Here is a 14,133-nt window from a genome sequence, read left to right as displayed (position 1 = left end):
GTCGAACATTGGCATCCATAATTGGGGGTATTCAATTAAAATCGAACGGTTCATGAAAAAATAGCCAATATAGGATGTGAGAGGGAAAGGGGGGCAATGCCGTGCAGGGTTCGGATGATCTCCATGAATGGGTAGGCCTTCATCTAGAGGGGGACTCAAGAGCCTTTGAGGCCATTTATGATCTAACCATTGGACAAGTATACCAGCTTGTCTATTTCCTGAACGGCGGGAATCGGGCAGAGGTCGATGATATTGTGCAGGAAGTCTACACGGGGCTGTTTCGCTTTATTTCTTCTTATGATAGGAGCAGAGCTTTTGACAAGTGGCTGAATGGTATTGTAGTCAGGCAGGTGAGTGCTCACCGCAGACGGACGTGGAAATTTACCCGTCTGATAGAGAAAGCGAAGAGATTCGAGTCAGAAGAGGTGACAGACTTTAGCAGCTCCGTCGATGACCGAGTTTCGAATGAACAGCTGCTGAACCATATCAACCAGCTTCCATTCAAGCTTAAGAGCGTGATTATACTGCATTATTTGAATGACTACTCTCATACAGAGGTTGCTGCAGTGCTCGATATTCCACTAGGAACAGTCAAGTCCAGATTGAACGCGGGTCTTGGCAAGCTGCGCAAGAAGCAACTCCGTGGCCAGCCTGTGCTAGGAAGGTTGGGTGAGAAGCATGGACATTGAGTCCAGAATACGAGCTGCGCTCCGAAGGAAGGAAGGCGAGCTGGAGCCCTCAATCGCGCTTAAAGAGAAGATATTAAACAATATTGGCGCTGCGAGGAAGGCATCGGTTATTTCACGCTTCATTCGTCTAAGACGAACGGCTCAAATCACCGTTGCCGGATTGATGCTGGTTTTGTTCGGGGGCATGACTTTTGCTGCAACTAGTCTATACAATTTTATGGATCTGACAAACAAAGAGGGCAGTGTACAGCATAGAGTTTATGTAGGAGAACATCAAGCTTTCGTTGATCTCGGCTTCAAGGAATATTCAGGGGGCTGGAGACTATGCGATCCGAGTAAAACTTGCGAAGACCTTTTTCTTGTCAATTATGTAGATATTAGATGGACCGACACATTGGAGATGCTGATGCGGCAGTTCACATCATTTAAAGTGCCTGTTCGGAGCGAGCCTGACCGGATGTATAACGCATTCGGATACAAGGATATTGACTCTGCGGAAATTTCCGCAATGAAGCAGGAAGCGTGGCGGACAGGCCGCATCGTTGAGAGAAGGCTGGTGAGAACAACGATTATCGACCGGGTGACGCTTTACTACAAGCTAGGCGAGGGCGAGATCGTGCTGCGTGTATTAAGCTTCAACAATGAGGGGGTTGCAAGCGAGCACCGCAAGCAGAAGGGCTATTCGCAGCAGTTCATCACATTCGACGATACGGAAGCAATGAAATTGGAGCGAGCATCTATTCAACAGTATGATGCCTCTTATTTGCGGAATGGCGATTTCCAAACCCTGGTATGGGAAGAGGAAGAGAGCAGGCTGCAGTATACCGTTACAAGCGAGTGTCCGGAGATATCTAAGGAGCAGTTGTTTGATTTTGCCAACGGATTACAATAGGACCCCATCAGACGAAGAGGTGACGAAATGAATAAGAACATTTTGAGCAGGAAGGCTTTGAGAATGATCGGTATATTAGGTGCAACTATTGCAATTGCGGGCTGTGCCGGCGGTGAAACCCACCCCTACAGTGCGAAGGAACGGCTGGAGAAGCCGGTTATTTTTGCGGATGGTATTGTTTCGAGGACGGATACTCAGGAGTTTGCAGGAACCTTTACCCCCGATGGCAAAACCTTTTTCTTCGCACGGTATGATGATCGGTCTAGACCGATTATCACTTCTTTCAAGACAGAATATAAGGATGGGAAATGGTCGGAGCCGGAGAGATTCGCGCTCTCGAATCCGGACAAAGATATAGTGGTGACGTCAATAAGTCAGGATGGCACAAAAATGCTGCTAGCTATACGGATGGATAAGGATGGACAGAAATCAGGAAACTCAAGCATTTGGATGGCCAAGAAAGAAGGTGATGATTGGGGCGGTCTGGAATATGTTGAAGCCCTTAATTCAAGCGCTCAAGACGGTTCGGCTGTTTGGACGAATAGCGGTGTTTATTTCATGTCCACCCGAGAGGGGGCTTCTCTCTATAAAGCGGAATATAAGGACGGCAAATTCGAAGAGCCTGTTAAACTGGATGGCAGCATCAATGAGGAAGGCATTATAAGTGATGTGTATGTTGATCCGGAAGAGAGCGTTATGCTATTCACCAAATTGATTACTGGCCCCGCCGTCGCGCAGAATGGAGAGTTGTTCATAAGCTATAGGAAGAACGGGGTTTGGACGAAAGCGGAGCGTATCGTGGACCCTGTAATCAGCACATCGGCCATGGAGGAGGCGGCGTTCCTCAGCCCGGACGGACAGTATGTCTTTTTCACAAGGTATACTGGAAGAGGTTATGACATTTATCAGGTTGACCGCAGTTCATTTCCGTTGAAGTGATCCTATCTTTGGTGCTTGTTTGATAAAAACGCTGATTCATGGTTCACTATAACTAATGAAGCGTTTAAATTATGCAGGCATTAAGGAGGTTGGACAGGCGATGATAAATACGAGTCATGCAGGTGCTGGCGAAGGTAATCGTGATAACGATAAAGCTAACGATAAAGCTAATGATAAAGCTAATGATAAAGTGCTAATTGTAACGGCTGTTGAAGCGGAGAGGGATGCAGTGCTGCGTGGATTGAATGACCCGCAAAGGTTTGGGGTTCTTGCAGTCGGAGTAGGTGCGGCGAATGCAGCAGCGGGTACGGCAAAGGCGCTTGCTGCAGGAGGCTATCGGCTGGTCATAAGCGCTGGCATTGGAGGCGGCTTCCAAGGGAAAGCGGCGGTGGGCACAATAGTCGTAGCCGATGCGATTATTGCTGCGGATCTTGGAGCCGAGACGCCAGATGGCTTCCTCAGCTTGGACGAGCTGGGATTCGGCTCTGCCAGTGTAGAGGTTAACAAAGAGCTGGCTCACAAAGTAAAAGCGGCCTTGGTAGAAGCGGGATTAGATGCATGCTTAGGTGCGGTGCTTACGGTTTCGACTGTGACAGGGACAGCCGAGACTGCTTCAAGACTGGCTGCCCGCATACCGGGGGCGACAGCTGAGGTAATGGAGGGGCATGGCGCCGCTGTGGCAGCAGCCAGCTTCGGGCTGCCTGTATTGGAGCTTCGAGCGATATCCAATGCCGTTGGCCCGCGTGACCGCTCTGCTTGGCGGGTCAAGGAGGCGCTTGAGCAGCTGGAAGCTGCCTTCGCCAATCTACAGGAGGTTATATCATCATGAGAATTGCCTACTCTCCGTGTCCGAACGATACCTTTATCTTTCATGCGTGGGCGCATGGGCTGATACCCGGCGCGCCAGAGCTGGACGTAACCTATGCGGATATAGATGTTACGAATCACTTGGCAACACTGCAGGATGGACCGGATATTATGAAAATATCCTATGCTGCGCTGCCGTGGGCGCTGTCTGAATATGCGCTGCTTCCTTGCGGAGGAGCGCTGGGCAGAGGCTGCGGACCGCTGGTGCTAACTAAGGGCGGTAAGGCTGCTCCTGCTGAGTTGTCCGGTCGCAGAGTGGCAGTCCCAAGTGAGCGCTCAACAGCTTACCTGCTGTTCCGGCTGTGGGCAGCCAAGCAAGTGCCAGGAGGAGTAGGCGAGATTGTCGTTATGCCCTTCCATGAGATTATGCCTGCTGTGCAGGGGGGCAGCATTGACGCGGGGTTAGTCATTCATGAAGCGCGCTTTACATACCCGTCTTATGGATTGCAGCTGATGGCTGATCTTGGCAGTTGGTGGGAAGCGGATACGGGGCTGCCGATTCCGCTGGGAGCGATCATCGCCAAGCGTTCGCTGGATCTTGGGGCTATAACGGGCTGGATTCGCGCCTCGGTTGAATATGCATGGGCGCATCCCAAGGCTTCGCAAGCCTATATTATGCACCATGCGCAGGAGCTGTCTCCAGAAGTCGCGCAAGCGCATATCGAGCTTTATGTGAATGAATTCTCCGCCCATCTGGGTGAGAGCGGATACCAGGCAGTAACGGCATTGCTGGGCCGTGCCGCGCAGGAGGGTCTGGTGCCGACAATGGACTTGAAGGCGCTAAGCACATTCGCTTCAATATGAATGTGAGTAATTGGAATTACTCAGGCTGTTGAAATGAGCCTGCTGGACATACATGATGTCCGAGTGCGCACACTGCATTAGCTCGTTAGCCATTGCTTGCATTCATGATGTTGCTGCAGAAATAATCACAAGTAATTGGCCCAGAAATAATCCGCACCGCGCGCAGATCCCAGCGCGCGGTGTTTCGCTGCATGACGGCGGTCGGTCGCATCTCATGACGCGCACCTGCACAAGTACATCTCCTGCAGCAAAACAGCTGCTCGCAGCCGGAATAGCTGCAAAAATACATCAAATATCGCCAGAACCCAGCATTTACGATGCTTTTCTACCTTTTTGATGTATTTTAGCAGGTAAATGGCTTCAAATGGTCCACTCAGGTCATGTTACCTGTATTATTGCAGTAATGTAGGTGCAAGCAACGGTTGGAGCAGCTTAGGGGGGAATGTCCTATGGACTTTCTTAGGCAGTCTGAAAGACTAGAATTAATTAAGCGAGAGGGTTGGCATAAGGACTGTCTATTAATAGGTACATGAATTCGTTTGATTTCCATATATTATAGGTGTCTATCAGTCTGTGGATATTACTTGCAGATACCGTGAAGAGGCGCCTCTTTCAAGGTACTTCTGTATTGAATAATCTAGCAATCAATGATAAACTACAACTAGTTAAGAAAGCGTTTGCACTGAACCGATTCTGAGAGGCAGGAGGCTGCGAGAGAATAAGCAAGCTGTGACTGCCATATTCGGAATTGATTGAAAACGCTTCATTTTTGTGCGTACTTTGTGCAAACGTTTGCGTTAACAGATTATATAATGGGAGAGGTTGGGATGGAGAAAATGAGCAAACATCGCAAATGGCTATCCACCTTGCTAGTGTGTGCGCTAGTATGCGGATTGCTGCCGATTTATGGGGTAGGAACACCTCAGGCAAGCGCAACATCCGATACAATTACGATTGACGGAATTAAAGATGCTGCATGGGACGGGATTGCTTCGGTAGGGGTGTCACCGTCTGCAGGCTGGGAAGGCTTTAGCATTGATAACTTGAAATTTACAAATGATGGGACATATTTGTATTACTGGGTAGATGCTTCTTATATACCTGATGACTGGCTGGACGATGGTCAATATATTCACATCGCTCTTCAGGTGAATGATCAAGATTCCGGAATAAGCGCGGGACCATCCGGAGCATCTGGACCAACCAAGTACTGGAATGGTCAGTACAATTTCAGTGGAACAGATAAGAAGCCTCAATTTCATATTATGCAAAGACTTAAAGGCGTAAATGAAGTAAGAAGTGCTGCTGTATTCAAATCGACAGATTTGACCAATCCAATTCTTAGTACAGAAAGCAACTTAAAGGGAGCTGAATTCAAAATAGATCGGACGCAAGGCTTTGAAGGAAAGGTTCCATTATCCGAGCTGGGGCTCGTAAATGGCGATCAAATCAAAGCAATTGTTGTTCTGAGCGGTAATACCTCGGCAGAGCATGGTGCGTTTGACGTTATTCCTGAGCATACAGATAACAAAATAGCGAAAAGTTGGAAAGAATCTCTAGCTAATGCTCAAGCCGTGTACAGCAATGCTTTTACGATTCGTACCTTTGATATAACGATAGACGGCATCAAGGATGCAGCTTGGGATCAGGCTCCTATTCTGGGAAGATCGGAGACTGCAAACAATTGGGACGGTTCGCCTAACTTCCATATCGATAACCTCCGTATCTATAACGACGGCTATAATCTTTATTATTGGGTAGACGCTGTAAGTTTACCAGATTGGTCTGGTAACGGACCCTTCCTTGATCTAGCTATCAATGTGGTAGGGGAGAATTCCGGAATCTCAGCAGCACCTGACGGATACAATAAATACACTTTCGAAAATACGACCGAGAAACCGAAATTCCATGTTATGCAAAGAATAACGAATGATTCTCAAAAGAAAGCTAAGGTTTTCCAATCTACAGACTTGGTTAATCCAATATTAGCTTCTAACACTGCTCTAAAGGGAGCGGAATTTGCTGCACACTTTGAAACGGGCTTCGAAGGCAAAATTCCATTGTCAGTTCTAGGTTTGAAGAACGGACAACAGGTTAAAGCAATCGCTGTACTCACTGGCGATAATCCAAATCAACACGGTGCACTTGATGTGATCGTGGAAGATCCAGCAAATGAGGTTGCCAATGACTGGACTCCAAGTTCAATCAATAAGCAGGGCACATATAGTGAAGCATGGACAATCAAAGGGGCTGTCAGCGAGCTGACAATTGTCGATTCAACCCCGGGTGTTGGATCCGTTAACGTGCCAATCAGCACGTACAGCATTTCCGTAGACTTCAATGATGATGTAACTCAAACAGGCCCAGTGTCTGTAACGGACGTTACTTACAGCCATGTTGTATCGGGCAAGAATATAACCTTTGATATTAATAGCGATTTGGAATATGGCAAGACCTATGAAGTGAAGATCCCAGCGAACTCGCTTCAAAGCGCAACATACGGTCCATTGGAGAAGGATCTGTCCTTCACCTTCACAGTTGAGCCGCATCCATTGACGAAGCGGTATATTCATCTCTACTATGACCGTCCGGCAAGGGATTATACAGACTGGAATATCTGGGTATGGTCGACTGGCCTAACCAATGATCAGAAGCTATTTAAAGAAGAGCGAAATGGCATGATGTTTGCCGAAATACCGGTGGCTTTGAACTCGAATTCAGTAGGCTTCAAGCTCCGTAAAGGCGATTGGGTCGAAAGAGATATCGATTTGGATCGTATGATCACTTTCGCACCTGGTCAAAGCACAGCTAAAGTTTTCATTAAGCAAAACACAGTTGAAATCAGACAAGTGAAGCATATTAGCAACCCTGTTATGGATCAAGGAATTACTTCCTTCTTCTATCGCGATGAGCTGCTGATGAGAGACAATAAGATGGATACCATCGAAGGTGTTAAGCTGGTTATTGAGAATGATGGCAACAGCACGTCTTATGATATGACTTACGATTCTGTCGAAGAATATTTCCAAGTGGCTGTAGCGGATGTTCCTTTGGGCAAATCCTATTACCACTACGAGGTTACTCGTGCTGGCGGTGTAACAAAGTCAGAGAAGGATTATTACAATTCCAATGTCGAAGACGGCAAGAGCTACTTCGAGTACAAGGATCCGAACTGGAATGTATCTGCTTCTATCCCTGCTAAAGGGGTTAGCTACAAACAAACAGCAGAGCTGTCTGTCAATGTTTCTGTAACTGGCGGCGAGCTGAGCGACATTAAAGACGTGTTCGCAGACCTGACGGCAATTGGCGGAAGCGCCAAAGAGCCGATTGACAAAACGCTGCTGAAGCAGCAAATTGCGATCAAAGAAGGTACAACACCAGGAGAGAAAACGATTCCTGTTACGCTTGTTGACCGCTTTGGACACTATGTAAAAGTTGAAACGAAATTGAACGTGGTTGCACCATCGGGCAAGCCTGATTTTGATTGGGATGAAGCAAGAATTTATTTTGTCCTGACGGACAGGTTCGCTAATGGCGATACCTCCAATGATAATCCGAATGGCGAGAAATACGATAAAGCACATTTGGAAACCTATCATGGCGGTGATTTCCGCGGTCTGATTAATAACCTGGATTACATGGAGAAGCTGGGCATCAATACGCTGTGGATTACCCCAATTGTAGACAATATTGACTACAATCTTGCATCCGCAGCGCCTTACAAATATCAATATGGCTACCATGGCTATTGGGCAAAAGATTTCACCAAGATTGACGAGCATCTCGGTGATCTGGACACGTTCAAAGAGCTTATCGACAAAGCGCATGACCGTGGAATCAAGATCATGGTTGACGTTGTTATCAACCATACAGGCTATGGCTTGAAGCCGACGGATACGAATACGAACAAACTCACGAACTTCCCAACGGATGAAGACCGTGCGCGCTTTGGCGGCATGATTCGTGGTCCAGGAGGAAGTGGTGATATTACAGGCGAAGTAGGCGGGCTGCCTGACCTTATTACTGAAGATCCTGCTGTAAGAGATCAGATCGTACAATGGCAAGCAGATTGGCTGAACAAAGCAAGAACAGACCGCGGGGACACCATCGACTTCTTCCGTGCAGATACGATCAAGCACGTTGAGGGAACAGCATGGAGAGCGCTTAAGAATGCGGTTAATGCCATCGATCCGGATTTCAAAATTATCGGTGAATATTTTGGAGCAAGCATTGATGTTACAGGTGGATACTTGGGTACAGGGCAAATGGATTCCCTGCTTGATTTCGATTTCAAATCTCAAGCCAAATCATTCGTAAACGGAAGTATTGACGAAGTTGTAAGGAACTTGGAGAATCGCAGCAATAGAATCAATAACACTTCAACACTGGGTCAGTTCCTGAGCAGCCATGACGAGGACGGTTTCCTGTACTCTGTCGGCAATGACGAGAACAAGCTGAAAGTAGCAGCAGCTCTTCAAATCACTTCCAAAGGCCAGCCTGTTGTCTATTATGGCGAAGAGCTGGGCGCAACCGGACGTAATGGGGATTTTGATAAAGGAATTTTGGGTGAGAACCGCAAAGATATGCCTTGGGACAATGTGACGAAGAAGGCTGGTCTTCTTAATCACTACAAGAACCTTCTGAACATCCGTGAGAAGTATTCGAAGACTTTCTCCAAAGGAACGCAGAAGAAAACTTCAGGCAGCGATGCGGATAAATATGTTGTTTATGAGCGCAATTACTTGAATGAGTCCATCTTCGTTGGTCTGAACATTGACGATGTCGCGAAATCCGCTACATTCGCAGTTCCATTCGAGGCGGGTAGCTTTGTTAAAGATGAATACAATGACAAGGTTTATACGGTAAGCAGTGATAAAACAGTTACAATCAGCATTCCGGCTAAAGCTAATGGCGGTACTGCTATTATCGCTAAGGGCACAGGTTATTCCAGCGGAGGTCCAGTTGGCGGCGGCACTGCGCCAGCCGATGAAGCTGCTTTGGCAATCAACGAGCAGAATCTCAAAAATGCCGCAGACGGTAAAGTTTCTGTAGCCGTTAGCAGCGGAGTGAAGAGCATTGAGCTTCCTCTCAATACGGCTGATCTTCTGGGCAGCAATGTACTTGAGGTTAAACGGGACAATGCGACTATCCAGCTCCCTGCGAGCGTATTGAAGGCAGTAGCTGCTCTTGTATCCGGAGACAGCGCGAAGGGCTCCAAGGTTGTATTCGAATTCGAGCCAGTAGCTGAAGATGCAGCTAAGAGCTTGCTTGACAAGAAGAAAGAAGCAGGCAGCGATGTATCGCCTGCAAGTGAAGTTTACCACCTGAGTCTGTATGTAAGTACGGCTGACGGCAAGAAGCTTCCACTTAGCACGTTCGAGCAGCCGCTTACGATTATTCTCAAGCTGGCTGACAATGCGAACACGGATTTGACAGGCATTTACTACATCGGCGACAATGGCGAGCTAGAGTACATTGGCGGTAAAGTAGAGAATGGCTTCATGAAGGCAGATATTACTCATTTCAGTAAATATGCCATTCTGGAATTCAACAAAACATTCAGCGATGTATCCAGCAAGCACTGGGCTTCCAACGTGATCAAGACGCTCGCGGCGAAGCACATCATTGAAGGAACGAGCGCAACAACCTTCTCGCCATCCAAAGACCTGACACGCGCAGAATTCGTGGCGCTGCTTGTACGGGCATTGGACTTGAAGGCAACGAAGCAAGCTGCTTTCTCTGATGTAGCTGATCAAGCATGGTATGCAGAGGCAGTTGCTGCCGCATCAGAAGCAGGCCTCGTTACTGGTGATGATAAAGGCAAATTCAACCCGAGCGCGAAGGTGACTCGTGAAGAAATGGCTGTTATTCTGATCCGTGCTTATGAGAAGAAAACAGGCAAGAAAGCGGAGCAGGCAGGCAACGCTTCGTTGAAAGACAGCGATTCGATTAGCGCTTGGGCGAAGAGCTCGGTATCACAAGCGGTTGCACTTGGTCTGCTGCAAGGCAGAGACGGCGGATTGTTCGCTCCTAAAGCAAGCTTGAACCGTGCGGAAGGCGCGCAAGTGATTCACTCCCTAATTAAGGAATAGTCGAACCAATAGAAACATAATGAACACCCCCTGGCAGGCCAGGATTAACCTTGTGGTTAGTCCGCCCTCTGCCAGGGGGTGTTTGTCGTTTGCAGGCTTGTCAAAAAATTAAAGCATATTATAAAACGGCCCCACATATGCTGAGGGGGTAAGCGTTTGCAGGGAAATGATGCATGCCCGGACGGTTATGTTGAAAACATGAAAAAGGGGAGTCCAAGGATGAAGATGAGAAGAATGCTGTCGATTGTCATTGCTATTGTCATGGTGATTGTAATTGCTGCTTGTGGAAGCGGCAACAACAATGAACCGAGCGAAACGACGAACACCCCCCCGGCAAATAACAGCAATGCGACCGTAGATGAGCAGGAGAATGAGGCTGTTGTGCCGACAGAGCCAGAACTTGAGAAAGATGCGAAGCTGATTGTATGGGATAACGGCGGCTCGGATGAAACATGGGCGAAAGCGGTGGCAGAGGAGTTCACGAAGAAATATAATATTCCGGTTGAAGTACAAGTCGTCTCCCAAGGCGATGCGCCGACCAAATTGCAGACTGATGGCCCCGCAGGCCTCGGCGCTGACGTATTCCTGGCGCCGCATGACAAGATTGGCGGATTAGTGGCCTCGGGCTTGGTGCTGGAAAACTTCTTTGCCGATGAATACAAAGTGAATTTTATGGAGGCATCCATTACAGGAACCTCGATGAACGGTGTGCTGTACGGCTATCCTACTGCTATCGACACCTATGCCTTATTTTATAACAAGGATTTGGTGAAGAACGTTCCTGCAACGATGGATGATTTAATCGCGCAGTCCAAAGGTTTCACTGACAAGGCCAAGGAGAAATACGGCTTCATGATGCAGGTCAATGACTTCTTCTTCCTTTATGGCTTTCTGGGCGGATATGACGGGTATGTTTTTGGCGATAAAAATACGAACAAGGATGACATCGGACTTAACAACGAAGGGGCGGTCAAGGCAGCTCAATTTATGCAAAAACTGCACAAGGAAGTACTCCCTTTGAATAGTGGAGATATTAACTACGCGTTGAAAGAAACCTTATTCATTAACAACAATCTGATGTTCGATATTAACGGGCCGTGGGCTGTAGCCGCGCTGCAGGAGGGCAAGGTGAATTTCGGAGTGGCACCGCTGCCCAAGCTTGATAATGGGAAGGCGCCAACGAGCTTTTCCGGCATAAGGGCCTACTATGTCAACTCCTATACCAAATATCCGGAGGCAGCTGCCGCCTATGCCAGGTTCGCGACCAGCGAGGAAATGCTGATGAAGAAATTCGAAATATCCGGTCAGCTGCCGCCTCGTATTAGTCTAATGGAGAATGAAACGATCAAGGGCAATGAAATTATTAAGGGCTTCCTGGATCAAGCAGCCGTATCCGTGCCTATGCCGAACATTCCTGAGATGGTGCCGGTGTGGGAAGCGATGGGCAATGCCTTTGCCGTAATTTGGGATGACAATGCGGACCCTAAGACGGTGCTGGATAAGGCTGTTAACCAAATAAAAGAGGCGATATCCTTATCGAATCAATAAAATGGTGAGGGGAGTCTGCCATGGAATCACCAATGACAATCCATCCAGCCAGTAGAGAGCAGAGATCGATGAAGACAATCGTCAGCGTGGCGTTGTCGGTGATTTTCATGGGTCTGGGCCAGCTCTATAACCGTCAGATTGTGAAAGGTCTGATGCTGGCGCTCATTGAAGCCTATGTGCTTATTTTTTGGAGCAAGCCGATTATGAACGGGATATGGGGCTTGGTTACCTTGGGTGAACAAGTGCAAATTCGCCAGCGCGGCAGAATTGTGGAGCAGGGTGATCACTCCATCTTTATGATGGTGGAGGGAATTATCTATTTGCTGGCGCTGCTCGTCATCATCTGCTTCTACATCTTCAATATCGGGGATGCCTACAAGGTGAGAAAGAGGATGGAGGAGGGGATATCCGTCCGCAGTGCAAGGCAGTCTGTAAAATACGCATGGGAGAAGGGCTATGCCTATTTTCTGTTGACGCCTGCTATTGTTTTTACCTTGTTCCTGACGATATTGCCGCTTCTGTTCGGCGTCCTGATCGCTTTCACTAATTATTCGGGCCCGAACTACTTGCCTCCCAAGCATCTGGTTGATTGGGTGGGCTTCAAAACCTTCTCCAATCTGTTTAATCTGCGCGCCTGGAGCCACACCTTCTACGGGGTTGTCGGCTGGACACTGCTCTGGGCGGTTCTGGCTACGGTAACGACCTATTTCACAGGATTATTCTATGCGTTAATGATCAACGTCAAGAGGATCAGATTCAAGCGTTTTTGGAGGACGGTCTATATTCTTCCCTGGGCGATTCCAGCGTTCGTAACTATTCTGATCTTCCGCAACTTCTTCAATGCGCAATTCGGTCCGCTGAACGAATATTTGAGCTTATTCGGGATTGCAGCGATACCGTGGCTGTCCGATCCCTTCTGGGCGAAAGCCTCGCTTGTATTCGTAAATACGTGGCTGGGATTCCCGTTCTGGATGGCTTTAATGTCGGGTGTGCTCACGAGTATTGACAAGGATATGTACGAGGCGGCTGAGGTGGACGGGGCGAGTCCGTGGCAGCGGTTCCGCACGATAACCTTTCCGCTGGTGCTGTTCGCAACCGCCCCGCTGCTCATTATGAGCTTCGCCGGGAACCTGAATAACTTCAACATCATTTACTTGTTCACAGAGGGCGGTCCCGTCAATATTGACTACAGCTATGCGGGCTCGACGGATATCCTGATTTCATGGATCTTCAAATTAACACTGCAGCAGAATCAGTTTAATACCGCGTCGGTTATTTCGATTCTGATCTTCATCATTATCGCGATCTTCTCGATCTGGAATTTCCGGCAAACCAGAGCCTTCAAGGAAGAGGAAATGATCCAATGAAGACGATCTCAGGGAATCACAAGGTGTCTATCCGCCAGTCATGGAGAGAAAATGTTCTGCTCACAGTGATTTATATGATACTCGCTGGAACCGCGATTGTTGTGCTATATCCCGTAGTATGGGTTATTTTGGGCTCCATGAATCCGGGCGATACCATCAGCTCAACAACCTATTTGCCCGAGCGGCTGACGCTCAGCCATTATGTTAGCCTTTTCGAAGAGAAGGATTACCTCATATGGTACAAGAACACCTTGTTCATCGCATTCATGAATATGATTATTTCTACCGTACTAGTAGTGACAGCTGCGTATGCTTTCTCGCGGTTCCGCTTCCCGGGGCGCAAGCAAGGTCTGATGGTCATGCTGGTGCTGCAAATGTTCCCGTCCTTCATGGGAATGATCGCAATCTATATTTTGCTGCTGCAAATGAATTTGCTTGATAATCATTGGGGGCTTATTCTGGTCTATGCGGGGGGCTCGATTCCGTTCGGGGCATGGCTTGTAAAAGGGTACTTCGACGGCCTTCCGCGAAGCTTGGAGGAAGCGGCCAAAATCGACGGGGCCTCTCACACATCCATTTTCTTCCGAATTATGATTCCGCTCTCGGTGCCGATGCTGACGTTTATTGCGGTATCCAACTTCATCGGGCCTTGGATGGACTTCATATTTGCACGGCTGGTGCTTCGTTCGAATGACAACAAAACATTGGCCGTCGGACTGTTCGAAATGGTCACCGGACGTGCCAACAACGAATTCACCACCTTCGCCGCAGGAGCAGTGCTCGTCGCGATTCCAATAACCATACTGTTCCTGTTCCTGCAAAAATACATTATCGAAGGGCTGAAAGCAGGCGCGAACAAGGGATGAAGGGGAATTACGGAAGTGATATGCTATAAAAGAGCGAAAATAGCACGAAGAGTCGGAGGGTCTGCAGGA

Annotated in this window: 9 protein-coding genes; all 9 read left to right on the top strand. The window is 48.1% G+C overall.

What is annotated here, in order from left to right; all coding sequences use genetic code 11:
* Positions 1 to 101: 101 nt before the first annotated feature.
* The 9 genes from L6H65_RS20845 (at position 102) to L6H65_RS20805 (ending at position 14,064) form a co-directional block, all read left to right on the top strand.
* The gene (locus tag L6H65_RS20845) at positions 102 to 689 is read left to right on the top strand and encodes a sigma-70 family RNA polymerase sigma factor (RefSeq protein WP_236344649.1); all 588 of its coding nucleotides are present in this window, start codon (positions 102 to 104) and stop codon (positions 687 to 689) included.
* Positions 679 to 1,581, top strand: coding sequence for a DUF4367 domain-containing protein (locus L6H65_RS20840; RefSeq protein WP_236344700.1), 903 nt, complete (start codon positions 679 to 681; stop codon positions 1,579 to 1,581). Before L6H65_RS20845 ends, L6H65_RS20840 begins: the two co-directional genes overlap by 11 nt.
* 27 nt (positions 1,582 to 1,608) lie before the next feature.
* Complete coding sequence (locus L6H65_RS20835; protein WP_236344648.1) at positions 1,609 to 2,520, top strand: TolB family protein; 912 nt, start codon at positions 1,609 to 1,611, stop codon at positions 2,518 to 2,520.
* Between the two features lie 100 nt (positions 2,521 to 2,620).
* Entirely contained in the window at positions 2,621 to 3,349 is a 729-nt protein-coding gene (locus tag L6H65_RS20830) for a futalosine hydrolase (RefSeq protein ID WP_236344646.1), read from the top strand.
* Complete coding sequence (locus L6H65_RS20825) at positions 3,346 to 4,191, top strand: 1,4-dihydroxy-6-naphtoate synthase (RefSeq protein ID WP_236344644.1); 846 nt, start codon at positions 3,346 to 3,348, stop codon at positions 4,189 to 4,191. The genes L6H65_RS20830 and L6H65_RS20825 overlap by 4 nt, the downstream gene beginning before the upstream one ends.
* Positions 4,192 to 5,018: 827 nt before the next feature.
* Positions 5,019 to 10,283, top strand: a complete 5,265-nt coding sequence (locus L6H65_RS20820) for an alpha-amylase family glycosyl hydrolase (RefSeq protein ID WP_236344642.1) — start codon at positions 5,019 to 5,021, stop codon at positions 10,281 to 10,283.
* Positions 10,284 to 10,502: 219 nt separating this feature from the next.
* Complete coding sequence (locus L6H65_RS20815; RefSeq protein WP_236344640.1) at positions 10,503 to 11,831, top strand: sugar ABC transporter substrate-binding protein; 1,329 nt, start codon at positions 10,503 to 10,505, stop codon at positions 11,829 to 11,831.
* A gap of 20 nt (positions 11,832 to 11,851) precedes the next feature.
* Positions 11,852 to 13,198, top strand: a complete 1,347-nt coding sequence (locus L6H65_RS20810) for a carbohydrate ABC transporter permease (RefSeq protein WP_236344638.1) — start codon at positions 11,852 to 11,854, stop codon at positions 13,196 to 13,198.
* Positions 13,195 to 14,064 (top strand): sugar ABC transporter permease, encoded by an 870-nt coding sequence (locus tag L6H65_RS20805; RefSeq protein WP_236344636.1) that lies wholly within the window; start codon positions 13,195 to 13,197, stop codon positions 14,062 to 14,064. The genes L6H65_RS20810 and L6H65_RS20805 overlap by 4 nt, the downstream gene beginning before the upstream one ends.
* Positions 14,065 to 14,133: the final 69 nt, after the last annotated feature.

The sequence above is a fragment of the Paenibacillus plantiphilus genome, from assembly GCF_927798095.1.
Taxonomy (GTDB): Bacteria; Bacillota; Bacilli; order Paenibacillales; family Paenibacillaceae; genus Paenibacillus_Z; species Paenibacillus_Z plantiphilus.
Note: the sequence above shows the minus strand (reverse complement) of the source record. Positions and strands in the feature narration are given on the sequence as shown.